Origin of the sequence: Peptoanaerobacter stomatis (genome assembly GCF_000238115.1) — a bacterium.
Lineage (GTDB): Bacteria > Bacillota > Clostridia > Peptostreptococcales > Filifactoraceae > Peptoanaerobacter > Peptoanaerobacter stomatis.
In genome coordinates this window covers 100,826-126,027 of sequence record NZ_JH414549.1, presented here as the reverse complement: position 1 = coordinate 126,027, position 25,202 = coordinate 100,826, and the positions used below count along the sequence as shown (strand labels likewise).

Annotated in this window: 24 protein-coding genes and 1 pseudogene; 18 read left to right on the top strand and 7 right to left on the bottom strand. The window is 28.8% G+C overall.

All coding sequences use genetic code 11. The annotated features are described in order from the left end of the window. Positions 1–152: 152 nt before the first annotated feature. From HMPREF9629_RS04155 to HMPREF9629_RS04130, 6 genes and pseudogenes are all read right to left on the bottom strand, one after another. Positions 153–761 (bottom strand): SHOCT domain-containing protein, encoded by a 609-nt coding sequence (locus HMPREF9629_RS04155; RefSeq protein ID WP_009525100.1) that lies wholly within the window; start codon positions 759–761, stop codon positions 153–155. A gap of 365 nt (positions 762–1,126) precedes the next feature. Beyond that, on the bottom strand, positions 1,127–1,546 hold the full coding sequence (locus HMPREF9629_RS04150; protein WP_009525099.1) for a protein-export chaperone SecB: 420 nt from the start codon (positions 1,544–1,546) through the stop codon (positions 1,127–1,129). Between the two features lie 15 nt (positions 1,547–1,561). Further along, a complete protein-coding gene (locus HMPREF9629_RS04145; protein WP_009525098.1) occupies positions 1,562–2,044 on the bottom strand; it encodes a hypothetical protein in 483 nt (160 codons plus the stop codon). Positions 2,045–2,058: 14 nt separating this feature from the next. Continuing rightward, positions 2,059–2,742: a hypothetical protein gene (locus HMPREF9629_RS04140; RefSeq protein ID WP_154646053.1), complete on the bottom strand. Its 684-nt coding sequence runs from the start codon at positions 2,740–2,742 to the stop codon at positions 2,059–2,061. A gap of 61 nt (positions 2,743–2,803) precedes the next feature. Next, the gene (locus HMPREF9629_RS04135; RefSeq protein ID WP_009525096.1) at positions 2,804–3,628 is read right to left on the bottom strand and encodes a hypothetical protein; all 825 of its coding nucleotides are present in this window, start codon (positions 3,626–3,628) and stop codon (positions 2,804–2,806) included. Between the two features lie 228 nt (positions 3,629–3,856). Beyond that, a pseudogene (locus tag HMPREF9629_RS04130) lies at positions 3,857–4,105 on the bottom strand (hypothetical protein); the annotation flags it as partial. A 32-nt stretch (positions 4,106–4,137) separates the two neighbouring features. Here HMPREF9629_RS04130 and HMPREF9629_RS04125 point away from each other — a divergent pair. The 18 genes from HMPREF9629_RS04125 (at position 4,138) to pepF (ending at position 23,824) form a co-directional block, all read left to right on the top strand. Beyond that, positions 4,138–4,587 (top strand): hypothetical protein, encoded by a 450-nt coding sequence (locus HMPREF9629_RS04125; RefSeq protein ID WP_009525094.1) that lies wholly within the window; start codon positions 4,138–4,140, stop codon positions 4,585–4,587. A 24-nt stretch (positions 4,588–4,611) separates the two neighbouring features. After that, entirely contained in the window at positions 4,612–4,929 is a 318-nt protein-coding gene (locus HMPREF9629_RS04120) for a site-specific integrase (protein WP_009525093.1), read from the top strand. 525 nt (positions 4,930–5,454) lie between these two features. Then, on the top strand, positions 5,455–6,738 hold the full coding sequence (locus HMPREF9629_RS04115) for a homoserine dehydrogenase (RefSeq protein ID WP_009525092.1): 1,284 nt from the start codon (positions 5,455–5,457) through the stop codon (positions 6,736–6,738). A gap of 22 nt (positions 6,739–6,760) precedes the next feature. Beyond that, positions 6,761–7,813: a threonine synthase gene (gene thrC / locus HMPREF9629_RS04110; RefSeq protein WP_009525091.1), complete on the top strand. Its 1,053-nt coding sequence runs from the start codon at positions 6,761–6,763 to the stop codon at positions 7,811–7,813. A gap of 26 nt (positions 7,814–7,839) precedes the next feature. Then, positions 7,840–8,748: a homoserine kinase gene (thrB, locus tag HMPREF9629_RS04105; RefSeq protein WP_009525090.1), complete on the top strand. Its 909-nt coding sequence runs from the start codon at positions 7,840–7,842 to the stop codon at positions 8,746–8,748. A 6-nt stretch (positions 8,749–8,754) separates the two neighbouring features. Further along, positions 8,755–9,978 carry an aspartate kinase gene (locus HMPREF9629_RS04100; protein ID WP_009525089.1) on the top strand — a complete coding sequence of 408 codons (1,224 nt, stop codon included), beginning with the start codon at positions 8,755–8,757 and terminating at the stop codon, positions 9,976–9,978. Positions 9,979–10,209: 231 nt separating this feature from the next. Then, positions 10,210–11,388, top strand: coding sequence for an ABC transporter substrate-binding protein (locus HMPREF9629_RS04095; protein WP_009525088.1), 1,179 nt, complete (start codon positions 10,210–10,212; stop codon positions 11,386–11,388). A gap of 85 nt (positions 11,389–11,473) precedes the next feature. Beyond that, the gene (locus HMPREF9629_RS04090; RefSeq protein WP_009525087.1) at positions 11,474–12,358 is read left to right on the top strand and encodes a branched-chain amino acid ABC transporter permease; all 885 of its coding nucleotides are present in this window, start codon (positions 11,474–11,476) and stop codon (positions 12,356–12,358) included. 9 nt (positions 12,359–12,367) lie between these two features. Beyond that, positions 12,368–13,354 (top strand): branched-chain amino acid ABC transporter permease, encoded by a 987-nt coding sequence (locus tag HMPREF9629_RS04085; protein ID WP_009525086.1) that lies wholly within the window; start codon positions 12,368–12,370, stop codon positions 13,352–13,354. Next, the gene (locus HMPREF9629_RS04080) at positions 13,347–14,114 is read left to right on the top strand and encodes an ABC transporter ATP-binding protein (RefSeq protein WP_009525085.1); all 768 of its coding nucleotides are present in this window, start codon (positions 13,347–13,349) and stop codon (positions 14,112–14,114) included. The genes HMPREF9629_RS04085 and HMPREF9629_RS04080 overlap by 8 nt, the downstream gene beginning before the upstream one ends. A 12-nt stretch (positions 14,115–14,126) precedes the next feature. Beyond that, positions 14,127–14,843, top strand: a complete 717-nt coding sequence (locus tag HMPREF9629_RS04075) for an ABC transporter ATP-binding protein (RefSeq protein ID WP_009525084.1) — start codon at positions 14,127–14,129, stop codon at positions 14,841–14,843. Between the two features lie 362 nt (positions 14,844–15,205). Next, positions 15,206–16,366, top strand: coding sequence for a GGDEF domain-containing protein (locus tag HMPREF9629_RS04070; protein ID WP_009525083.1), 1,161 nt, complete (start codon positions 15,206–15,208; stop codon positions 16,364–16,366). A 388-nt stretch (positions 16,367–16,754) separates the two neighbouring features. Continuing rightward, positions 16,755–17,543, top strand: a complete 789-nt coding sequence (locus HMPREF9629_RS04065; RefSeq protein ID WP_009525082.1) for an MBL fold metallo-hydrolase — start codon at positions 16,755–16,757, stop codon at positions 17,541–17,543. 94 nt (positions 17,544–17,637) lie between these two features. Continuing rightward, a complete protein-coding gene (locus tag HMPREF9629_RS04060) occupies positions 17,638–18,849 on the top strand; it encodes a S1C family serine protease (protein WP_009525081.1) in 1,212 nt (403 codons plus the stop codon). 301 nt (positions 18,850–19,150) lie between these two features. Further along, positions 19,151–19,843 carry a hypothetical protein gene (locus tag HMPREF9629_RS04055; RefSeq protein WP_009525080.1) on the top strand — a complete coding sequence of 231 codons (693 nt, stop codon included), beginning with the start codon at positions 19,151–19,153 and terminating at the stop codon, positions 19,841–19,843. 350 nt (positions 19,844–20,193) lie between these two features. Next, complete coding sequence (locus tag HMPREF9629_RS04050; RefSeq protein ID WP_009525079.1) at positions 20,194–21,552, top strand: glucose-6-phosphate isomerase; 1,359 nt, start codon at positions 20,194–20,196, stop codon at positions 21,550–21,552. After that, positions 21,545–22,057 (top strand): Gx transporter family protein, encoded by a 513-nt coding sequence (locus HMPREF9629_RS04045; protein ID WP_009525078.1) that lies wholly within the window; start codon positions 21,545–21,547, stop codon positions 22,055–22,057. The genes HMPREF9629_RS04050 and HMPREF9629_RS04045 overlap by 8 nt, the downstream gene beginning before the upstream one ends. 36 nt (positions 22,058–22,093) lie before the next feature. Next, complete coding sequence (pepF, locus tag HMPREF9629_RS04040; protein ID WP_009525077.1) at positions 22,094–23,824, top strand: oligoendopeptidase F; 1,731 nt, start codon at positions 22,094–22,096, stop codon at positions 23,822–23,824. 155 nt (positions 23,825–23,979) lie between these two features. Here the strand turns inward: pepF and HMPREF9629_RS04035 are convergent, their stop codons facing one another. After that, on the bottom strand, positions 23,980–25,188 hold the full coding sequence (locus tag HMPREF9629_RS04035; protein WP_009525076.1) for a DUF1015 domain-containing protein: 1,209 nt from the start codon (positions 25,186–25,188) through the stop codon (positions 23,980–23,982). Between the last annotated feature and the right edge of the window lie 14 nt (positions 25,189–25,202).

The window sequence follows — 25,202 nt, the reverse complement described above, 5'->3', positions numbered from 1 at the left end:
TATCAATATTATATAATAATATTATTAATATTTCAATTACATTGTTAGGTTGTTAACTATAATAGGGTGATTAAGCCTAAATTGACATAAAAAAACATAAGGTTGATTAGTCCTTATGTTAATTGAAAATATAAAAGCTATATAAAAAAATATTATAATCTTGCTAAAAGTTCCTGTTTCTTACTTGTAAATTCCTCATCTGTTAGTATACCTTGTTTTTTAAGTTCGGCTAATTGTTTTATTTGAGTTGGTATATCATTTTGTTCGCTATTGTTATTTTGTTTACTATTATTAATTATATTATTATTATTTTTTCTAAACATAAAAGAATTTTCAAAATTGATTTTTTTGTAATTTACATTAATATTATATTGCACTAAAACATCTTTTAACGAATATAAACATTCACTAACTTGAGATTTTATAAAAACATCTGCTAAGACAATTATCTTTATTTGATTGTCGTCGTAATAAAAAACTTCCATACACTGACAAGGCTTTTGAATATTATTTTTAAAAGCTGAAGCTATAATTGCTCCTGTAGAACCAGCAATAAAACTACCTATTAAAGCATTTTTAAATTGTTGATTGTTCGTATTTTGAGAATCTATATAGGTTTCATACCATTGTATTTTATCTATATTTCTAAGTTCTATACCACATAATCCATCATAGACAATGGTTTTAGTGTTTACAGTACACATTCCATATACTTGCTCTGTAGCAGGATATATATATTTCAATTTATAAATTTTACTCATATCGACATCACTCTAAAGCTAATATTTTATCAATATTATATAATAATATTATTAATATTTCAATTACATTGTTAGGTTGTCAACTATAATAGGGTGATTAAGCCTAAAATTGACATAAAAAACATAATAACTAATCAACCTTATATCTAATATGTCTTACTATTTTATTTAAGCAAAATTTATTTTTATTTATCTTAGCATATAAGACAATCTTAAATACGTTATATCATAATCTATATAATGTGTTAAATATTAATTTTATAAAAATAGTAGGGAAATTAAAACTATCTTAAAAATAAAAAATACAAGGTTGGTTCCTTGTATTTTAAGCCAATCAGTTTATTTGACTATATTTGTTTATAAAATTATTCATCTTCATTCCCAATACCGCTTTGTTTTAACAACTCACTTACATTAAATACAGGCAGTACAACACAATCCATATTAGGTTGAGCAGTAAGAGTAGATATTTGACTTCTTAAATAAGGCATTAAAATAGCAATAGAATTTGACTCTAATAAATGCCTTTTTTTATCATTATCAATATTATCTCCGTTTACAGAAAAATAGCCACTCAATCTAACAGCAAAAGTATATTCTTTTTCTTTTTTACCTTTTATCTCAACAGTTGTTACATATTTATTTTTATCTTCTTTATTTTCACTAATCTTAGCACCAAATGACAGTTGAAGTTCATTGTCGTTTTTGAAATCCAATCTTTTAAATTCTATTTCATCGAAAACTAATTCATCTAATGCCAAAACGCTTTGCACTTTGTTATTCATATACAAATACCCCTTTTAAGCAACTCTTGTATAATTTTCTGATATGTTTTCAGATACACAATTAAAACCTCCTTCTATATCAATAGATTTTAATTTATTAATATTAGAAACATAATTAAGTGCTACCTTTTCTTTACCTTTTATTTTAGTTATATTTTGAAGATTAATTCCAGTATTTTCAAAACAATATTTAATAAATAAGTTATTGTTATTACAATACAAAGGTACGGTTTGTAAAAAATCGAGATTAATATTATCATAAACAACATCGGCTTTACCATTTTGTTTATAAGATAAATCACTACAAATAGTTGAAGTATGAGATATATTTTCTATAGATTTATTGAAAAAATTAGATATTGACAATCCATAGTGTGATTTTTCAGACTCATACGATTCAAGAATATCATAGTATGTTTTTCTAAGATTTTCTATTTCCTTTTCTCCATCAGAAGTGTTTAAATAATTTAATATTTCATTCATATAATTTATACTCACAATTATCCCTCTTTTTAAATTACATCTATAAACTTAATAATACCATCATCGCTTTTAACACAAAATATTTCTTTGCATTTTACATTAAAAATTTGATTTTTATGTATTATTTCAGAATATTTTTTTGACGTATTATTATCTATATTTTTGTATTCGACAAAACATCTAAAAACTTTATAGTTATTTATATAGTTTCTAATTGTCTTATTATTACAATTATAAATCGCATTTATTAATACACCTAATTTACATTTATTAATTTTTAATTTTTGTGCTAATTTTTCCAAAAGCTCAAACTCTTTATCACAAGTTAAATCATATATACAGTTACTATCGTAACATAAAGAAAATTTTGCTTTTATAATATCTGTTTGTATTTTATTATTCTTATTTTCTTTAATTTTTTTTTCATACCAATAGTCACAATCTCTCTCATTAGTCCAAAAATACATACCATCTCCAAGATAAAATATATCTTTTGAAATAAATAATCTGTTTTCAGTAATAGATTTTTCTAATTTATTTTTTGAATTTGAATGATACACAACTCGTGTTTCTTTTATAGAGCTTTTCAAATAAAACACCTCTTGTTTATAAGAATAGTATGTTTTACTAATTACATTATATAAAAATTTATAATGTAATTTATTTAAATAATTATACTCTATTAAAGTGTTTAATTCAATAGTTTTTTTCATTTTGCTTGTTAAAAGCAATAATAAAATATGATATAATATATAAGCCATTACCACCTTAATGCTAATTGTAGAAAGGTAAGATGATTAATTGATACATATTATTACAATAGTTTATTCTATCGCAGTAAATACAATGTTGTCTAAGCAGTTCATCAACCATATTTTTAAAGTTTTGAGCGTTTCTTTTATATGTTTCGTTGTTTTGGTCTTGAATTGCACTTTTAATATCTCTTGTAAGTTGAGATAGTTCTTGTTGATAACTTGCTCTAAGTTTTCCTATTGAAGCGATATTTTTTTCTTTGAACAGATTGTTGAACTTATTTTCAATATCTTTTAATCTATTGGTAAAATCACTGGTGTTTATATTCGATAATTTATTAATTTCATTTTTAAGTTTTTCTATATCTTTTATAGGTTTGTTTATATCAAGGCTTTTTAGCATATTGAAAACAGTGGCTAAATCTTTATTAAATTGTCCTACATTTTCACTGTTCAAATTTTTTATTGACGAGAGCAACTCTGACATTTTTCCATTTAATTTAGTTATAGCTTTAATTTCACTGTCAAAGTTTGTATTTAAAACTCCTATTTTATTATACAATACAGCTTTTTCTAAATCACTTAACTCTCTTACAGCTTTAGTAGCATTTCTTGCCTGTTGTTCAACATCTTTTAAGCCGTTATTAGCATTGTTTTTAACATTTACTTTTAAATCAATATTACCTAACTTTTCTATTTGTTTTTTTATTTCATTAATACTCTCTTTGCTTATAGTAGCTTGTACAGGCAATTTTGCTTTAAGAGCCTTTAATTGGGAATTTATTTTTTCATTACTGTTTTGTTCATCTAAAATCGCACTGACTAAAATTTGTAATTCATCAGCCATTTATTTATCACCGCCTTAAATTAAAACAGATAGTGTATCTTGATAAAAACATACACTATCCGATGTTAAATTAAATATGTATAGTAGTTTCATAACTTGGTATATATACCTTAGAAGTTTTATCACGTTTAGAAAACTCATCTTCCAGTATTTTAACAAATTCACGTCTGCTATCTATGTTACCATGAACCAAATATAATTTATTAAACTTTAAATCTTTATAATATTCTATAAGTTCACTTTTGCGTGAGAAGAAAAACTATTAAGAACACAAATTTTAGATCTGTTTTTAATTTTAGATTTCCCTATTTTAACAAACGGGACTTTATCTTTTATTTCACTTGCCAAAGTATTTTCTCCACTGTAACCGCAAAAACAAACAGCGTTTTTTTCTTGAGGTAACAACCATTTAGCCCATTCAACAGACCTTCCTTGCGTCATCATACCCGAACCTGCAAGAATTATCATAGGCTCTTTTACTCTCTGTAAAGCTAACGATAGGTGATTTAATGGTAGAACAAAAAATTAAAGTTATCAATTATAAAAAAAAGGAGATGGTATATATAGATATTAAAAAAAACAAAATTCAAATCTTTAAGCAATATATAAATATGTTACTATCAGAAGAAATGAAAAGATTTAAACTGTTTTTATTATTGTTGTTATTTTTATTAAACTATATATTTTTGAATAAAACAATATTTAATATATCATTACAATTAATTGCCATACTAACAATTATACAATATACTTTATTAAGCTTAAATGGTAAAACAAAAGAATTATTTAACCAACACACACAAGCAATTTATGACTGCATATCTTATTTTGTTATCGCAAAAACTATATTTAATAAAATATTTGATATTGCAACAAACAAAGAGGAATTTGTAATATTTTGTGTATTTGTTTTTTTTATGGTAATAATATTAAGATTTATTCTAATATTAGAGGATTGAATATAAATAAAAGGAGATTTAAAAATGAATAAAGAATTAAAAAATTATTTTAAAAATAAATATTACGCAAAAGAAAATACTTATTGGCACGAAGATGTACCGATTGGTCTTTATAACGAGATTAAATCATTAAAAATACAATCAATAGACGGATATATTTTCACATTTTGTCAAAGTGCTTTATATAGTATCTTAAGAAAATTTAAAATATCAGCACATTGCTTTAGGCACACATACGCAAGCAATATGCTAAACAAAGGTGTTAATATAAAAGTAGTAGCAGATTTATTAGGAGATACACTTGATACAGTAATAAAAACATATATTCAAACACCAACATAAGAACTTGAAAAAACATTTGATGAAATAATAAACTCTAATACTCTATAATTGTTTTATAAAAAAAAGATTTTTGACGAATTTTGACGAAATATATGTTTTGTATTGAAAATTCAATAATTTCAAACTCTTAAAATAAATATTTTATATCTATTTACATATAAAACTTATCGTGTTATAATGTAGGACATTAATCTGTATTCCTAAGAAAAACATATTTGTATTTTATTTTACTACTTTATATAGTGTATATATTATAAATACTGTGTTTATATATTATAAAACATATATGAAATTTTGTTTTAAAAATTGACTATTTATCTCTTAAATATTTTTGTTAAATACATGACTTTTATGTTAAACCTTACAAATTTATTTTATAAAACCCAAAATGATTATTTAAAAACAAAGCGTTATTTTATAAAAGTGATTTATTATATATACACATATAATAAGGAAAAAGTGATCTTAATATGGATTGATTGACTATAGATATAATGCAAAAATTATGAAGGCTTGAGGTGGTTTATGAAAACTATAAACATCGCATTATTAGGTTTCGGTACAGTTGGTAGCGGTGTGTATAATGCTATAAAATCAAATGAAGAAAAATTAAAAAAAGAATTTAATGCAAATCTTATAATTAAAAAAATATTGGTATCAGACAAGACTAAAAAAAGAGCTGAAGATATAAATTCCAATATTTTTACAGATAATTTTACAGATGTTATTACTGACGATATAGATTTGGTTGTTGAAGTTATGGGAAGTATGGATTTTGCTAAAAAATGTATACTTACAGCTTTTGAAAGAGGAAAACATGTAGTAAGTGCAAATAAGGATTTAATTGCAACTTATGGTCAAGAATTATACAAAGCAGCTTACGAAAATAATTGTTTTTTTATGTATGAGGCAAGTGTGTGTGGCGGTATACCGATACTTAGAGTTATAAACAATCATCTTTTTGGAGAGAAAATTGAAAAAGTAACGGGTATTATGAACGGTACTACAAATTATATTCTAAGCAAGATGTATCAAGAAGGCTTGGAATATAAAGACGTGCTTTCAGAAGCACAAAGATTGGGTTATGCAGAGGCTGATCCGACTTCTGATGTAGAAGGCTATGATTCAGCGAGAAAAGTAGCTATATTATCTTCGCTTTGTTTTAATACATATGTAACTTTTAAAGATGTGTATACCGAAGGAATTACAAATATTACTAAGCAAGACATAAGTTATGCAAAAAAAATGGGATATAACATAAAATTACTTGGAGTATCAAAAGAAAATGATGGGAAAATAGAGGCATATGTATACCCTGCATTTATTCCAAACACTTGTCAAATATCAAATGTTAAAGATGCCTATAATGCAGTATATTTAAAAAGCAATCTGCTTGGAGAATCTATGTACTACGCTAAAGGCGCAGGCTCTTTACCTACTGCCAGTGCAGTATTGTCTGATATTGTAAATATTATAAAAAATATGAGTTTAAACCTTCCTGTTGAAAGATTAGATAGGAATTTTGAGAAGAAAGAAATATTGAGTATAGATGAAATTTTTACCAAGTATTATTTAAGGATAAGTTTAAAATCCAATATAGACATCAGCTCAGAAATATTATCAATTTTTGAAAATATGGGTATAGGAGTAGTTAAAAGCATAAAAGAAGATATACAGAACAATAATACGATAATTGTAATAACAGAAAAAGTAAAAGAAAGCAAAATTAAACAATGTATAGAATCTCTCAAAAATTTGAATAAAAATTTAGAAATAGGTAATATGATAAGAATAGAAGATAATATTTAGTATTAAAAATTTGGAGGAAGATATGGGATATCAAGGACTTATAAAAAAATATAAAAAATATTTACCTGTTACAGAAAAAACACCTGATATAACACTTTTGGAAGGTGATACTCCGCTTATAAAAAGTACAAATCTTTCTAAAGAATTAGGTCTTGATTTATATTTTAAATATGACGGATTAAATCCTACAGGTTCATTCAAGGACAGAGGAATGGTAATGGCAGTTGCAAAAGCGGTAGAAGAAGGTTCAAAAGCTATAATATGTGCATCTACAGGCAACACATCAGCGTCAGCTGCAGCGTTTGCGGCAAGATATAATCTTGACTGTTATGTGCTTATACCTGACGGCAACATAGCTATGGGTAAACTGGCACAGGCACTTATGTATGGAGCAAAAGTCATTTCAATAGAAGGTAATTTTGATGATGCACTTAATATTGTTAGAGATATAGCGAAAACAGAGCCTATAACACTGGTAAACTCTGTAAACCCATATAGACTTCAAGGTCAAAAGACAGCGGCTTTTGAAGTATGCGATGAGCTCGGAAAAGCACCTGATTATTTAGCAATTCCGGTTGGAAATGCAGGCAATATATCAGCGTATTGGATGGGATTTAATGAATATAAAAATGACGGGAAGATAAATAGTTTACCTACTTTGTTAGGTTTTCAAGCTGAAGGTGCTGCACCGATAGTTAAAAATGAAGTTGTTAAAGATCCTCAAACGATAGCTACAGCTATAAAGATAGGCAATCCTGCAAGTTGGGATAAAGCTGTAAATGCACTTAAAGAGTCAAACGGACAGATAAATGCAATTTCTGATGAAAAGATCTTGGAAGCATATAAAATGCTTGCAAGCAGTGAGGGAATATTTGCAGAACCTGCATCTTGTATAACATTGGCGGGAGTTCTTAATTTGAAAGAAAAAGGTGTATTTAAAGGTGGAGAAACAGTTGTTTGTGTGCTTACAGGAAACGGATTAAAAGATCCGACAACATCATTGTCACAAATACCTACACCACAAAAAATAAAAGCAACAAAAGAAAATGTAATGAAATTGATTAATGAAAAATAAAATTTTTTCTAAAAATTGGAGGGCTAATGGTAAGCTATAAAGTTCCCGCTACATCTGCCAACATAGGACCGGGATTCGATTGTTTGGGGATGGCTGTAAATATTTATAACACTATAAGTTTTGAAGAAACTGATAAAGGACTTGAAATAGAAGTTATAGGTGATGGTAGCGATACAGTACCGCTGGATGAAAATAATATGGCATATGAAACGGCAAAGTATTTTTTTGACAAAGTTGGATATAAATTTAAAGGCTTAAAGATAAAAATACACAATTATATACCGATAGCAAGAGGACTTGGGAGCAGTTCATCTATAGTTATAGGCGCACTCTTGTGTGCTAATGATATAGCAGGTACAAATATGAGTAAAGATGAGATACTTAATATTGCAAATGAGATAGAAGGACATCCGGACAATGTAACCCCTGCACTTGTAGGAAGCATAACGGCATCAGTTATATTAGGAGACACAGTTGAATACAAAAAGATAATGCCACCTGATATGCTCGATACGATAGTTTTAATACCTGAATATGAAATGTCAACAAACGAAGCAAGAAAAATATTGCCCAAGACCTATGACAGACAAGATTGCATATATAATATATCAAGAGCATCTCTGCTTATAATGGCAATGATTACAAGTGACTATGAACTTTTATCAAAAGTGGTGGATGATAAAATTCATCAACCATATAGAAAATCACTTATAAAAGAATATGATTTTTTTGAAAATATTATGAAATCAAATGGAGCATTGGCAACGTTTATAAGCGGATCAGGCTCAACTCTTATGGCGTTTTGCCACAAGACAATGTCCCAGGAGTTATATGAAATTTTAAAAGAAGAATGTAAAAAAAATAATATAAAAGGTACTATAAAAATACTTAGCCCTGTTAAAGAGGGTGCAATAAAATTAGAAATAGGAGGGTAAAAAAAGTTGTCACTAATAGTTCAAAAATATGGCGGTTCGTCTGTTGCTAATGCCGATAGAATTAAAAATGTAGCAAACAGAATAGTAAATACGAAAAAACAAGGAAATCAAGTAGTAGTAATAGTTTCGGCTATGGGAGATTCTACAGATGATTTAATTGAATTAGCAAGACAAATAAGTCCTAATCCTCCAAAAAGAGAAATGGATATGTTGCTTTCTACAGGAGAGCAGGTATCAATATCATTATTGGCTATGGCTATTCAATCTATGGGAGAGAAAGTTATATCTCTTACAGGAGCACAGGCAGGGATAAAAACAAATGATTTTTACAGCAAAGCTAAAATAGTAGATATAGACTCAAATAGATTAAAAGAAGAGCTCGATAATGGTAATATACTAATAGTTGCAGGATTTCAAGGCATAAATGAAAAGAATGACATTACAACATTGGGTAGAGGAGGCTCAGATACAACAGCTGTTGCTCTTGCTGCCGCATTAAATGCCGACAGTTGTGAGATATACACGGACGTAGATGGAGTTTATAGTGCAGATCCGAGATTAGTGAAAAATGTTAAAAAAGTAAATTTAATTTCATATTCAGAAATGCTAACATTGGCATCTCAAGGCTCTAAAGTTTTAAATCCGAGATGTGTAGAACTTGGACAATTATATAATGTAAAAATTCATGTTCGCTCAAGCTTTAATTTAAATGAGGGAACAATGGTACAAGAGGTGGATAAATTGGAAAAAGATAGAGTAATAACCGGAATAGCACACGATTATGATGTAGTGAAGATGACAATTTTTGGAATAAAAGATCAACCTGGAATTGCTAAAACCATATTCAAGTCGTTAGCAGACAATAAAGTAAATGTCAGACTGATAGCACAATCATCAGGAGAATTGGGAATAAATAATATATGTTTTATAATTGACAAAGATTCAAAACAAGATGCTATAGAAACTATGGAAAAAACATTGATAGCACTTGACGGTAAAAAAATAGAAGCACTTGATGATGTAGCCTGCATAACGGTAGTAGGTGCAGGAATGATTACAAATCCGGGAGTTGCAGCGGATGTATTTGCAGTACTTGGTGACAATAATATAAACATAGAGATGATTTCGACATCAGAAATATCTGTAGCCGTAGTTATTGAAAGTAAAGACTGTGAAAGAGCGGCAAATCTATTGGCACAATATTTCGAAATAATAGATACTGAACTTTAAAATATAGTTTATTTAAAATGTACGTAAAATTATAATAAAAATCTTTACAAATAAAATTTTTGTGGTAGAATATTACACTATACAAAAAATAATAAATATTTTAATTGCTTATAAATATTATTATTTTCTTGTTTATAAAATTACTTTAAATATTTTTATCTTAATATTTAGAGCAGTTTTTTTTCTTATACAATATAATATTGTATTATTTTAAATTAAGGAGAGATTTTTATGAAAAGGAGTTTGAAGAAGTTTTTATCATTAGCTTTAACGGTAGCCATGGTATTTGTTTTGGCAGCATGTGGAAAAACGGAAGAAAAACCGAATAATAATGATACAGCGGAGGCATCGGACAGCATACTTATAGGTGGAATAGGGCCTATCACAGGAGATGCAGCTATGTACGGTAATTCAACTATGAATGGAGCAAAATTAGCTGTAGATGAAATAAATGAAGCCGGCGGAGTATTAGGTAAAAAATTGGTACTTGAAGTTATGGACGATAAAAATGATGCAGTTGAGTCAACAAATGCGTTTAATAAATTGGTAGAGAATAAAATAGTTTCTCTTGTAGGAGCGGTTACATCAAAACCTTCAGATGCAGTGGCATTAGTTGCTGCAGAAACAGGAATACCTATGATTACTCCTACAGGAACTGCACAATCTATAACTACACATGGAGAAAATATATTCAGAGCACCGTTTATTGATCCATATCAAGGTGAGGTTATGGCTGTATTTGCAAAAGATGAATTGAAAGTTCAAAAAGTTGCAGTAATAAGAAATAATTCAAGTGATTATTCAGACGGACTTGCAACAGCGTTTGTAGATAAAGCAAAAGAATTAGGATTGGAAGTAGTAGCAGACGAATCTTATGGAGAAAATGACGTAGATTTTAAATCACAACTTACAAAAATACAAAATGCAAACCCTGATGTATTATTTATACCTGATTATTATCAAAAAGTATCTCTAATAGCTCCACAAGCAAGACAAGTCGGAATAAATGTACAACTTATAGGTGGAGATGGTTGGGACGGAGTAATAAAATCTATAAAACAGGATGATCTGAATTCAGTAGAAGGTGCATATTTCTGCAATACATTTGCACTTGATGATCCGGAAGAAAAAGTACAAAATTTTATAAAAAAATATACAGACACTTATAATGAAGCTCCACAATCATTCTCAGCACTTGGATATGATTCAGTATATTTAATGGCGGAGGCTATGAAAAATGCGGATTCTACAGATTCAAAGGCAGTTGTTGAAGCACTTAAAAATATATCTTATGACGGAGTGACAGGTTCTTTCAAATTTGATGAGAATAGAAACCCTATAAAATCAGTATTTATGACTACAATAGAAGGCGATCAATATAAACTTTACAAAAAAATGGTAGCCGAATAAATTAGAATAGCTTTAAAAAAAGGGTATGCAAGCAGTTTTGCTGCCCTTTTTTTAATTTATATATAGTAAGAAAGGAGGATAATCAGTGGATTTCATAAAACAATTAATAAACGGATTACAAATAGGAAGCATATATGCACTTGTATCGCTCGGATATACAATGGTTTACGGTATAGTAAAACTTATCAATTTTGCACATGGAGATATAATAATGGTCGGAGCATACATTGCTTTCATATCGTTACCTGTATTATCATCTATGGGACTTCCTGTTTGGCTTACAGTTGTACCAGCAATAGTATTTTGCGCTGTTACTGGTATTTTAATAGAAAAAATAGCTTATAGACCTATGAGAAATTCGGCAAGGATATCTTCGCTTATAACTGCAATAGGGGTTTCATTGTTGTTACAAAATGCATTTATGCTTATATTTTCTCCAAATCCGAGAGCATTTGAAACTGTATTTTCTACAACTCCGATTCAAATGGGAGAGTTGAATATAAATATATCAACTATAATAACTATACTTGTATCAATAGTATTAATGGTATCATTACAATTATTTATAACTAAAACTAAGGCAGGTAAAGGTATGGTTGCAGTATCAGAAGATTTTTCTGCTGCACAGTTGGTTGGAATAAATGTTGATAATATAATATCTATGACATTTGCGATAGGTTCATCTCTTGCAGCTGTAGCATCTATATTATATGTATCTTCATATCCTCAGATAACACCTACAATGGGCTCTATGCTTGGCTTGAAAGCATTCGTTGCAGCTGTACTTGGAGGGATAGGTATAATTCCGGGAGCCATGATAGGCGGATTTATAATAGGTATAGTCGAGGCGCTTACAAAAGCATATATATCTACACAATTAGCAGATGCAGTTGTATTTGGTATATTGGTAATAGTGTTGTTATTTAAGCCGGCAGGAATTTTTGGAATAAATAAAAAAGAAAAAGTATAGGAGGAGCATATGAATACATTTAAAAAGAAAAATTTCATAATAAATATTTTCGGTGTAACTGCTGTGTTCCTGTTAGTTAATTTTCTTATGAAAATAGGCATAATAACCAATTATTTAAGCGGTATAATGATTTTGGTATGTATAAATATGGTTCTTGCAATAAGTCTTAACATAACTGCAGGTTGCCTTGGGCAGATGGCACTTGGACACGCAGGTTTTATGTCAATAGGAGCATATACAGCCGGATTGTTCACTAAATCAGGAATACTTCCGGGATTTGCAGGATATATAGTAGCACTCATATTAGGCGGATTAGTTGCTGCTATAATAGGATTGGGCATAGGTATACCTGCACTTAGGCTTAAAGGAGATTACTTGGCGATTCTTACTCTTGCATTTTGTGAGATAATAAGAGTTTTGATTGAGTTTTTTAAGTTTACAGGCGGAGCAAAAGGACTTACAGGAATAAAACTTTATAAAAACTTTTCAGTAATATATATTATCATGGTTTTATGTGTATTTATGATGTATACATTTATGAAATCAAGACACGGAAGAGCAATACTGTCAATAAGAGAAGATGAGATAGCATCTGAAGCATCAGGTATAAATCCTACATTTTATAAGACACTTGCATTTGTATATTCTGCTTTTTTTGCAGGATTAGCAGGAGGTATGTATGCGCATTATATAGGAATATTGGGAGCGAAAAATTTTGATTTCAATAAATCTATAGATATATTGGTTATTGTTGTACTTGGAGGACTTGGAAGTTTTACAGGTTCTGCAATAGGTGCAATGGTACTTACTATATTACCTGAGCTTCTTAGAGGATTTAATGATTATAGAATGTTCATCTATTCTATAATATTGATATTGATGATGATATTTAGACCATACGGATTGCTTGGAACAAAAGAGTTTTCTCTTACAAATTTGATTGATAGAGCGCTACCCAATGCAAAATTGAAAAAAGGCGGTGGGGCAAATGAGTAAAAATCTTATATTGTCAGCAAAAAATATAGGAATAACATTCGGCGGTTTGAAAGCAGTTTCAGAATTTAATTTGGAAATATATCAAAATGAAATAGTTGGACTTATAGGACCTAACGGAGCGGGAAAAACTACTGTATTTAATTTACTTACAGGAGTTTATGAACCTACAGAAGGCGAAATAAAATTAAACGGAACCTTGCTCAACGGAAAAAAAGTTCATCAAATAGTGTCTATGGGTATAGCAAGAACATTCCAAAATATAAGACTTTTTAAAGCACTTACAGTTGTCGAAAATGTTGCTGTAGCCTTTAATAAAGATATGAAAACGTCAATTTCTTCATCCATTTTCAGAACAAAAGGATTTTTTAAAGAAGAAAGAAAAATATATCATAAAGTAATGGATATTTTAAAAATATTTTCATTAGATGAATATAAAGATGAAAAAGCGGATAACCTTCCATATGGTAAACAAAGAAAATTGGAAATAGCAAGAGCCATGGCGACATCTCCACAATTGTTGTTGCTGGATGAACCCGCTGCCGGTATGAATGATACGGAAACGGCAGAACTTATGGAAACAATAGGTATATTAAAAGACAAATTCAAAGTATCTATATTATTGATAGAACATGATATGAACCTTGTGCTTGGAATATGTGAAAAATTGAATGTTTTGGATTATGGAAAAATGTTGGCATCAGGTAATCCGCAAGAAGTAATAAAAGATGAAAGAGTAATAAGTGCATACTTAGGGGATTAGGAGGAAAAACTTATGTCATTATTAGAGATAAAAGATTTGAATGTATATTATGGAAACATACACGCAATAAAAGATATATCCCTGATAGTAGAAAAAGGAGAAATAGTATCACTGATAGGTGCAAACGGTGCAGGTAAGACTACAACGCTTCAAACCATATCAGGAATAATAAGAGCGAAAAGCGGACAGATAATTTACCATGATAAAGATATAACCAAAATGAAGGCACATATAATACTTAAAGAAGGTATAGCACAAGTACCGGAAGGTAGAAGGATATTTTCGCATTTAACGGTATATGACAATCTTATGTTAGGTAGTTACAGTATAAAAGATAGTATGGAGAATAAAAAGAGGGAAATAGCACATATATATGAGAGATTTCCAAGACTTGAAGAAAGACAAAAGCAACTTGCAGGAACTCTGTCAGGTGGAGAACAACAAATGCTTGCGATAGGCAGAGCTATAATGAGCAGACCGGAGATACTCATATTAGATGAACCGTCAATGGGATTAGCACCTTTGCTCGTTAAAGAAATATTTGAAATAATAAAAGACCTCAATAAAAACAACAATACTACAATATTATTGGTAGAGCAAAATGCAAAAATGGCACTTAGCATTGCAGATAGAGCCTATGTATTGGAAACAGGTAAGATAATAAAAGAAGGAAATGCAAAAGATTTGTTGAATGATGATATAGTAAGAAAAGCATATTTAGGTGCATAAAATCATTCAAATATATAAAAAAAGTATATTTTTATAAAATTTGAAATTTATATAAATGTACTTTTTTTATATTGCACTGAAAATTATCTTACAGAATATATCAATACTAAATACTATTTAAATTAAAGTATTTTAAAATATATTTTACTCTATGTACTTTTATAACTACATGAAAAGCAGATATTTATAGAAGTGTTGGCGGTTTTGCTTATAAAATAATTTTAATATCATATTAAAATTATCTGTATTTAATTAGATAATAGCATAAAAATAGTTAAAATTTGAATTATTCCATCTTTTTTATGATATAATGTAAGCTATAGTGGATTATAAATTTTGAGAGAAATTGAGTTGATTATAATATGTACAGTATAAATTATTTTAATAAAGATGAATTTAAGGAGAGTCTGATAGAAAAAGGAACTATTCCGTTAAACGAAAAATGGCGAAAAATACATTTAAAGATAGAATTATTAGTTATATTTGTAACTTTTGTAATGGAATTGATAATACTTGTTGTAGGATACAAAAAATATATAAATATAAGTTCATCTACTTATCTGATTAGATATTTATTGACTCCTGTATCTATTAACCTGCTATTATATTTGATTGCATATCTTGTCAATAGATATAGTACGAATGATAAAAAATTTGAAAATATTAAAAACATAGTAGTAAATATTTCTTTCGTAATTCAAATATTTGTAGTAGCAGTTGTACATCAGTATTTTTCGGCAGTGTATTTTATATTCACAGTACCTATTTTATTATCAGTAATATATGGAAGTATAGGTATGGCGGCTATTATTACAATATTATCTATATTTTGTATAATGATAAGTGCATTTTTGATTAAATATGATTCTGATTTAGTTGTAAATTTCGCTTTTTCTGTAGATATTTTACTGATAGAAACAATGATTATAATATTTTTTATATTAGCTGTATTGATAATGGTATATATTAGAAAAAAGCAGGAAAAACTGATATCTACAATGATTGATATACAAACCCTGAAAAATAGTATTAATGTTGACAGATTGACAGGCGTATATACAAAAATAATGCTTAGAGAATTTTTTGAAGATGCAAAAGAAGGTTTGTTTGGAAATGAGTTTTGTATAGCTATATGTGATATTGATAATCTGAGCAATGTTAACAATGAGTTTAGCCATACAGCCGGAGACAGGATATTGAATATATTCGGGAATATATTGAAAAGATATGAGAGCAACAATTTTGTTCCTATAAGATATGGAGGAGAAGAATTTGTTTTAGGAATAAATGAAAATATCGACAAAGCAATAAGAGAACTTAATCAAATAAAAGAAAGATTTAAAAGAGAATGTAAAGATGAGTTCGGAAAACAGGTGAGTTTGAGTATAGGAATAACAATAGCCGATATAGATAAAGCACCACCACATATATTGTCTGAAGCGGATGTCGCTTTACGCTATGCTAAACAATCAGGTAAAGACAAGATTTCAATTTATGATGAGAAAACGATGAAAATAGATTAATATTGAATACTGTTAGAGTTAATACAAGATTAAATATATTAAAAAATATCCATATTTAATTATACAATAGTATAAAAATATTTATCAGATAAATTTTTTATGCTTCATTTTTTTTAAAGAACACTATTTTTTAGTGTTTTTTTTGTGGTATAATAAGAACTGTAGTCAATTAAAGGCTTTATATTTTTTAAAATAATCTTAAATGATATAAAGCAAATATTTGCTTTTTGTTTAAAATAATATAAAAATTAAAAAATAAATATCAATAAAATATAGGCAGATACTATATTTTTGGTATTAATATAATATAAATTAAAAAAATATAAAGTATTTAGATTAATTTAAGTCTTAGATGTTAGAATTAAAAATCATATATGAGAGGATAGATATGCAATATATATCAGTAGCATCCGGAAGTAGTGGAAACTGCCATTTCTTACAGGAAAAAAATACAAAAATTTTAATAGATGCAGGTCTTAGTGGAAAAAGTATAATAGATTTGTTGGCAAGGCACGATATTGAGCTTAATGGTATAAATGCTGTGTTCATAACTCATGAACATACAGATCACATAAAAGGAGCGGGTATAATATCAAGAAAATTTGATATACCTATATATTCTACACAAGGAACATGGGAAAGCATGATGCATAAAATAGGTAATATTAAAGAGCATAACATAAAAATTATAAAAAATATGGATGATGTTTTCATAGGTGATTTAAAGATATCGTCAACTCCTATAAATCACGATGCTGCAGATCCTGTAGCTTATAAAATAACAGATGGAAAAAAAGCTTTGTCAATAGTTACAGATCTCGGTATAGTAACAAAACAGCTGATGAATTTTATTAAAGAATGTGAGGTAATAATTTTAGAGGCAAATCATGATATAAATATGCTTGATGCAGGTCCGTACACTTATGAATTAAAAAGAAGGGTGAAATCTAATTTTGGTCATTTGTCAAATGACAGTGCTGGTGAATGTGCAGCATCTTTAGTAAAAGAAAAAGCGTATAAAATAATGCTTGCTCACCTGTCAAGACAAAACAACGTTCCTATATTGGCTTATCAAAGTGTACTTTCAATATTATCCGAGCATGGTATTAAAGTGGGTTGTGATGTAGAACTTTCAGTGCTTGAACAGTTTACTACATCAGAGAAAGTGACAGTATAGACGCTCTTTATATGATAGTGTTAAGCATAAAAATAAGCACTTGAAATAAGAATTTACAAGATGGAAAAAATTAAAAAGTTTGGAGGTAACAGCAATGAGAAATAGATTGGGCAACTTTTTTTCGGGACTTTTAGGGGTAGTAATCGGATGTGTTGTAACATTTGTGGCGATTGTACCGCAGGCAAATAGAGTTATGACTACCAATACAAGCAATAATGCAATTAATGAAATAGCAGTAGAAAAAACAAATGCAGATATAAGCAAATATGATTTTACAAATTTATATAAAAATGTAGCAAAATCGGCTATGCCGTCAGTAGTTGGTATAACAACAGTCTTTTTAGATGATTCATCACAAGATTCATATTTTGATTTTTATTTTGGCAACGGTGCGACTTCAAGAGTTAGAGAAGGTCTTGGAACAGGGGTTATCGTTGATTCATCAGGATATATATTGACAAATTCACACGTTGTAGAAGACGGTCAAGCTGAAAAAGTGAATGTATTGTTTAATGACGGTACAACAAAAGAAGCAGAAGTAAAATGGTATGATACAAGCTTGGATCTTGCAATAATAAAAGTGGAAGGCGAAAACTATCCGGTAGCAAAACTTGGAAACAGTGATAACGTAGAAGTTGGAGATATAGCAATAGCCATAGGTAATCCATTAGGTTTGCAATTTGAAAGAACAATGACTCAAGGAATAATAAGCGGAATAGACAGAACGGTTAGCGTAAGCGACTCCACATCTATGAGTAATTTATTGCAAACAGATGCGTCAATTAATCAGGGAAACAGTGGTGGACCGCTATTAAATGCAAACGGTGAAGTAATAGGAATAAATACAATTAAGGCAACAGGAGGAGAAGGTCTTGGCTTTTCAATTCCGATAAATACTGCAAAAGTATTCGTTGATATAATAAAAGAAAACGGAGAAATAAAAGATAAGCCTATTTTAGGAGTAAAAGCAATTACGCTAAGTCAAATAAAAAATTCAGCAAAATTGGAAACACAAACAAAAGACGGAGTATATGTTCACAGCATATATGACAATTCACCGGCTCAAAAAGCAGGTCTCAAAAAAGGAGATATAATTATAAAGCTAAACGATGATACAATAAAAAATATGTCAGATTTACAAGCAAGTTTATATAAGTATGGTCAAGACTTGAATAAACCTGTAACAATAACAATAGAAAGAAATAAAAAAGAAATGGTATTAAAAACCGCCTTGATGACTGAAGATGAAATAACAAACATTAAAAAGAAACAATCATCTCCATTAAATTCACTATTCGGTAATTAGACAACAAAACTGCCGTTAATACGGCAGTTATACATATAGTAATTAAGAAAAATTAATACGGTTATCCGATTAATGATAAATATAATAAAAAACTGTTATAAAACAGGTATCACTTAATCTAAAATATTTTTGTTGTATTTTTCAGCATAGTTCAGTATAATATTTTTTAACAGAGCTGAGTTTATTATTTTCTATAATAAGATAAACAAGTAAATTAAGCAATTTATTTGCTTAAAATATATGTAACATAAGGATAAAAATTATTCTTATGAAAAAAATTATAAAAACGAGGTATAAAATTATGAAAAGAAAATTATTGGGATTTATGTTAATTGGACTTATGGCGTTTTCTCTTGCAGCCTGCACTTCGCAAGATAAACCTAAGGGTGATGATGCCGGCAAAAAAACTGAAACAAGTCAAACTGAAAATACGAAAGAAAATGAAAAAGAAGATGCACAAGATTCATTATCAGAACTTCCTCAAATAGCTCAAATGGGAACAATAACTTCTGATGATGCTTCAGGTAATCAAATCGGTATAGAGGTTAAAGGTGCTACAGAAAAAGATACACAAGAAATTGTGTTGAATGTAGATGAAAATACACCTGTTGTAGATGCACAAACAGGTATGAAGGTGGAACGCTCACAATTAACAAAAGGAACTGAAGTTTTCGCTTGGGTTTCTAACGCATTTACAGCAAGTATGCCACCACAGACAACTGCATATGTTATATTGATTAATGTAAAAGATGGTGTGTTACCAAATTATTTAGAAGTTGACAACATAGAAAAAGGAGAAAGTGAAACGATACTTTCAGATAAGCCGGGAGCAAAATGGAGCGTTGATAACAACCTTGTTCCTATATCTTTGAAAGATGGAAAAGAAACTACATTTGATAGCATACAAAAAGACAGTAAATGTCTTGTTTGGCCATCTAATGAACAAGGAAAAGACGGTGCAATAAAAGTAGATAAATTATTGGTTTTAAATTAATAATTATGAAATAATTTAAGAAGATAAAATAAACCCTGTATAGCAGACAGTTTTTTACAGCTATCTATACAGGGTTTATTTTAATTCTCCAATATAATAACAGATAACTTATATGAGGAGTTTATATGGTATAAAATGCAGACTTAGTGTAATTTACAAAATTAAAAAACAATGATATAATTTATCAAGTATTTTGTAGTTTGTTATCATATTAATTCCAGAAAAAATTAATTTTTTATTATGTATTAATCTAAAATTTTTATATCATTTTAAACATAGGTTTGAGATTAAATTAGGCAAACTTAACAAACTTAATTAACTATTAATTATTCATTTAGGGGGTATTTTTTATGAGCAATTTGAATTTGACATTAAACTACTCAAAATGCAACGCATTTATAAAAAAACATGAAATAGATAATATGATTGAAACGGCAAAAAATGCACAAGATATGTTAAAAAAAGGCAATGGTGCAGGTAAAGATTTTCTGGGTTGGGTAAATTTACCTTGTAATTATGATAAAGAAGAGTTTGACAGGATAAAAAAGGCAGCAAATAAGATACAGTCTAACAGCGAAGTGCTTGTAGTTATAGGTATAGGTGGTTCATATTTGGGTGCAAGAGCTGTCATAGAGGCACTTTCAAATAATTTTACAAATTTTATGTCAAAAACTGAAAATAAGTTTCCGAAGATAATTTTTGCGGGAAATTCCATATCTTCTACCTATTTAAGCGAACTTGTAGAATTTTTGCAAGATAAAGAATTTTCTATAAATGTAATATCAAAATCAGGTACTACTACAGAACCTGCGATAGCTTTTAGAATTATAAGAGAAGTATTGTTAAATAAATATACAAAAGAAGAGGCAAAAGACAGAATATTTGTGACTACTGACAGGCAAAAAGGAGCTTTGAAAAATTTTGCCGATGATGAAGGCTATGAAACTTTTGTAGTTCCTGATGATGTAGGAGGAAGATATTCCGTACTTACTGCTGTAGGTTTGCTTCCAATTGCGGTAGCGGGTATGAATATAGATGAACTTATGTCAGGTGCTAAAAAAGCGAAAGATGAGTTTGAAAAAGATGATGTGCTTAAAAATGATGCACTTATGTATGCAATTCACAGAAATATACTTTACAGAAAAGGCAAAGTTGTAGAAATTCTTGTAAACTATGAGCCTCAAATGATGTATTTCAACGAATGGTTCAAACAACTATACGGTGAAAGTGAAGGAAAAGATCAAAGAGGTATATTCCCGGCAAGCGTGGTATTTTCTACTGATTTACACTCAATGGGACAATTTATACAAGACGGCAACAGAAATATATTTGAAACAGTTATAAGCATATCTTCTCCAAGAAAAGATATAACGCTTAAAAAAGAAGAGCAGGATTTGGACGGACTCAACTATCTTGAAGGAAAGACGGTTGATTTTGTAAATAAAAAAGCTATGCAGGCTACTTTACTTGCTCATATAGACGGAGGAGTGCCTAATCTTATTTTAAATATAGAAAAACTTGATGAATTTAATTTAGGATATATGATTTATTTCTTTGAATATGCTTGTGGAGTAAGCGGATATATAAATAATGTAAATCCTTTTGACCAAGAAGGTGTAGAAGATTATAAGAAAAATATGTTTGCACTTTTAGGTAAAAAAGGATATGAAGATAAGAAAACAGAATTGGAAAAAAGATTAAATGAATAAGACGAGTAAGATGGTGTTGCTTGCTATAATGCTGTCATTTTCTCTTGTTTTGTATTATATAGAAAATATGTTGCCTCCGATAAATTTGATAGCTCCCGGTGCAAAACTGGGATTATCAAATATCATAAGTCTTACATGCCTGTATGTTTTCGGTTTTAAAGAGGCTTTTGTGATTTTGTTTATGAGGATATTTCTCTCATCTACATTTTATGGTGGAATATCGACATTTATGTATAGTATATCAGGAGGAATATTGAGCATTATAGCCATGGGTATATTAAAAAAATTAGATTTAAAATCTGTAAGCATGATAGGAATATCAGTAGTTGGAGCATTATTTTTTAATATAGGTCAGCTTTTGGTAGCATCATTTATGATATCAAATACTAAGATATTTTATTATTTGCCGTATATGTCATTTATTTCGATAGGAACAGGTATATTTATAGGTATCACATCGCAATTTTTGACAGAACATTTGAAAAAAATAATAAAGAAAAATTGATTGTATAATAGTTTTGACAAAAGAAAGGGAAATTATATGAAAGAATTTAACTGGGATTTATCGCTTATATATAATTCTGATGAATCTATACAAAAAGATATGAAAAAAATAGAAGATTTGATTGCTAAGTTCAGCAATATAAAATCAGAAAAAAATATATCTCTTGAAGAATTGCTGAAAGTTGTAGAAGAAGCATCTGTTATTATGTCAAGACTTATAGCATACTCAAATATGAAAAGAGATGAAGATACAACGGTATCTAAAAGTCAAAAAACAGCGCTTGAAGTGGAAGCATTATCTGCAAAAATGAGCGAAGAATTCTCATCATTTGAACCGATTGTTATGAGTACAAGCGAAGAAAAGATAAATGATTTTATGAAAAAATCTGACAGGGATGATTATAAGCAAGTTATATCAAGAACATTAAGGAATAAACCTTATGTTTTGAGTGAAAAAGAAGAATATCTTTTAAGTATGGCTCAAGATATAGCGAGCGATACAGAAAACAGTTTTTATATGCTTTCATATGCAGATATGAGATTTCCTGTAATCGAGTCAGATAAAGAAAAAAGGGTACTTACTCATGCTAATTACAGCAATTTTCAAACTGATCCTAACAGACAGGTAAGAAAAGAGTCCTTTGAAAAAATGTACGAAACTTACGGGAAATATGTAAATACGTTTGCAGCAGATTATTATGGTCATGTAAAGGCTAAGGAAAAATTGGCAAAAGCGAGAAATTTTAAATCAAATTTATCTCAAGAATTATTTGGAGATAATGTTGATGAAAAAGTATATGATACTCTTATAGAAGCAATACATGATTATATACCGGTACTTTCAAAATATATGGATATAAAGAAAAAATATTTGGGAGTAGATGAAATACACAACTACGACTTATATGTGCCATTATTTGAAAAAGACGAAACAAAATATAGATATGAAGAGGCTGAACAAATAATAAAAAATGCTTTGAAACCTTTAGGGGAAGAATATCTTTCAATATTGAAAAAAGGTTTTGAAGACAGGTGGATAGACGTATATCCTAAAGAAGGTAAAAAAGCCGGTGCCTACTCTTTTGGTGCATATGACACCAATCCGTATATACTTATGAATTATACGGATAACTTAAACTCAGTATTTACATTAGCACATGAGCTTGGTCACTCAATACACAGCTATTATTCAAGAAAAAATAATCCATTCTTGCAATCAGACTATACCATATTTGTAGCAGAAGTTGCATCTACTACAAACGAGTTGTTGCTTTACAATTATATGCTGAAAAATGCAGATACAGATATTCAGAAAAAAAATCTTATGGTATATAATATGGAACAATTCAGAACAACAGTTTTCAGACAAGTGATGTTTGCAGAATTTGAAAAAATTGTGCATGACGAAGTTTTGTCAGGTAAAGCATTGACGGCAGAAAGCTTGAATGAAATATATTATAACTTGAACAAGACATATTATCCTACAGTAAAATTAAATGATGAGATTGCTTTGGAATGGGCGAGAATACCACATTTCTATTCAGATTATTATGTATATAAATATGCTACAGGGTTTACTTGTGCAACGTTCTTATCACAAGCTGTATTAAAAGGTGCAGAGAATGTAAACAGATATATCAACTTCTTAAAAGACGGTAATAAAAATTATCCGATAGATCAATTAAAAATGGCAGGAGTGGATATAAGCAAAAAAGAAACAATATGCCAAGCATTAGATGTGTTTAAAGATACATTGGATAAATTTTAAAAGTTTAGATGAAAACTATGTAATATAAGTCATCATTTATACTATTACCTAATTAAAATTTAAATATATGTTTTTTTAAATTAGGTAATAGTATTGCTGATAAATTTTTAAAAATAAGAATATTCGTTTTTTTATTAACATTTAGTATAAAATTTCTAAAATTCATGTATAAATAAACCGCTTCTGAGTTTCGGCTCAAACCAAGTGGATTTTGGAGGCATTATAGCATCAATATCACTTATGTTTTTTATCTGCTCAATTTGAGTAGGATACATTAAAAATACAATATTTCCATTTTTAAGCTCATCTATATTTTTCAGTGCGTTTGTACCGCCTACGAACTCAATATCATCTTCATTTTTTATATCTGTTATTTTAAATAAAGGTTCTATTATATTTTTGTGAAGTATTATAGTATCCAATGAGTTTATTGGATCTTTTTCGTCTATTATGCTTTTGTTTGCTGTGAGTTTATAAATTTTATTGTTTAATATCATTGTAAAGCTGTGTTTTTCAGTGGGAAAAGTTACTTTATCATATAGTTGCACTTTGAAATTTGTTTTTATTTCTTTCAATATATTTTCAATATCATATTTTTCTAAGCTTTTTATAATTCTGTTATATGGTAATATTTTTAGCTCGTCCTCAAAAAATATAACTGCCATAAAATAGTTGAATTCACTATTTTTATCATAAGCAGGATTTTCTTGTCGTATTTTTAGTGCTACGTCTATGGATGATGCTGTTCTATGATGTCCGTCAGCTATATAAAGAGAGTTTACTTTCTTAAACAAGCTTTCGAGCTTATTTACAACTGTTTCGTCATCTATTTTCCATAAAATATGTCTTACATTATCTTCGCTTATAAAATCATATTCTTTTTGCTTGGTAAGTTTTGTATTATAAATTATTTTTTCAATTTCTGCATTTCTGTTTTGAAATAAAAATACAGGTTCAGTGTTGGCTTTACAAGTATAAAAGTTATTTATTCTGTCTATTTCTTTTTCTTTTAGAGTTTTTTCGTGTTTTTTTACATTTCCTTTTATATATTCATCAATATTTATAGTTGCGACGATACCTGTTTGATTTATGTCTTTGAAAATTTCTTGATATATATAAAATGACTTTTTCTCGTCTTGTATTAATAAATTTTCTTTTTTTAATTGTTCAAGGTTTTCTCTTGCTTTTTCGTAGATGTTTTCATCATATAAAGAGTCTGTCTTTATAACTTTGAAAAACAAATTTGTGTTATTTTGAATTGCAGTTTTTACCTGTGTATCGTTTACTACATCATAGGGCAAGGTAGAAAAATCTTTTACGAAATCAGCTTTCGGTCGTAATGCTTTAAATCCTCGTATATCCATAATATTCTCCAATT

What these genes read in the sequence shown, in the direction of transcription:
- HMPREF9629_RS04155 (WP_009525100.1), bottom strand. Translation starts at nt 761, where the DNA reads ATGAGTAAAATTTATAAATTGAAATATATATATCCTGCTACAGAGCAA.
- HMPREF9629_RS04150 (WP_009525099.1), bottom strand. Translation starts at nt 1,546, where the DNA reads ATGAATAACAAAGTGCAAAGCGTTTTGGCATTAGATGAATTAGTTTTC.
- HMPREF9629_RS04140 (WP_154646053.1), bottom strand. Translation starts at nt 2,742, where the DNA reads ATGAAAAAAACTATTGAATTAAACACTTTAATAGAGTATAATTATTTA.
- HMPREF9629_RS04135 (WP_009525096.1), bottom strand. Translation starts at nt 3,628, where the DNA reads ATGGCTGATGAATTACAAATTTTAGTCAGTGCGATTTTAGATGAACAA.
- HMPREF9629_RS04125 (WP_009525094.1), top strand. Translation starts at nt 4,138, where the DNA reads ATGGTAGAACAAAAAATTAAAGTTATCAATTATAAAAAAAAGGAGATG.
- HMPREF9629_RS04120 (WP_009525093.1), top strand. Translation starts at nt 4,612, where the DNA reads ATGAATAAAGAATTAAAAAATTATTTTAAAAATAAATATTACGCAAAA.
- HMPREF9629_RS04115 (WP_009525092.1), top strand. Translation starts at nt 5,455, where the DNA reads ATGAAAACTATAAACATCGCATTATTAGGTTTCGGTACAGTTGGTAGC.
- thrC (WP_009525091.1), top strand. Translation starts at nt 6,761, where the DNA reads ATGGGATATCAAGGACTTATAAAAAAATATAAAAAATATTTACCTGTT.
- thrB (WP_009525090.1), top strand. Translation starts at nt 7,840, where the DNA reads ATGGTAAGCTATAAAGTTCCCGCTACATCTGCCAACATAGGACCGGGA.
- HMPREF9629_RS04095 (WP_009525088.1), top strand. Translation starts at nt 10,210, where the DNA reads ATGAAAAGGAGTTTGAAGAAGTTTTTATCATTAGCTTTAACGGTAGCC.
- HMPREF9629_RS04085 (WP_009525086.1), top strand. Translation starts at nt 12,368, where the DNA reads ATGAATACATTTAAAAAGAAAAATTTCATAATAAATATTTTCGGTGTA.
- HMPREF9629_RS04080 (WP_009525085.1), top strand. Translation starts at nt 13,347, where the DNA reads ATGAGTAAAAATCTTATATTGTCAGCAAAAAATATAGGAATAACATTC.
- HMPREF9629_RS04075 (WP_009525084.1), top strand. Translation starts at nt 14,127, where the DNA reads ATGTCATTATTAGAGATAAAAGATTTGAATGTATATTATGGAAACATA.
- HMPREF9629_RS04070 (WP_009525083.1), top strand. Translation starts at nt 15,206, where the DNA reads ATGTACAGTATAAATTATTTTAATAAAGATGAATTTAAGGAGAGTCTG.
- HMPREF9629_RS04065 (WP_009525082.1), top strand. Translation starts at nt 16,755, where the DNA reads ATGCAATATATATCAGTAGCATCCGGAAGTAGTGGAAACTGCCATTTC.
- HMPREF9629_RS04060 (WP_009525081.1), top strand. Translation starts at nt 17,638, where the DNA reads ATGAGAAATAGATTGGGCAACTTTTTTTCGGGACTTTTAGGGGTAGTA.
- HMPREF9629_RS04055 (WP_009525080.1), top strand. Translation starts at nt 19,151, where the DNA reads ATGAAAAGAAAATTATTGGGATTTATGTTAATTGGACTTATGGCGTTT.
- HMPREF9629_RS04050 (WP_009525079.1), top strand. Translation starts at nt 20,194, where the DNA reads ATGAGCAATTTGAATTTGACATTAAACTACTCAAAATGCAACGCATTT.
- HMPREF9629_RS04045 (WP_009525078.1), top strand. Translation starts at nt 21,545, where the DNA reads ATGAATAAGACGAGTAAGATGGTGTTGCTTGCTATAATGCTGTCATTT.
- pepF (WP_009525077.1), top strand. Translation starts at nt 22,094, where the DNA reads ATGAAAGAATTTAACTGGGATTTATCGCTTATATATAATTCTGATGAA.
- HMPREF9629_RS04035 (WP_009525076.1), bottom strand. Translation starts at nt 25,188, where the DNA reads ATGGATATACGAGGATTTAAAGCATTACGACCGAAAGCTGATTTCGTA.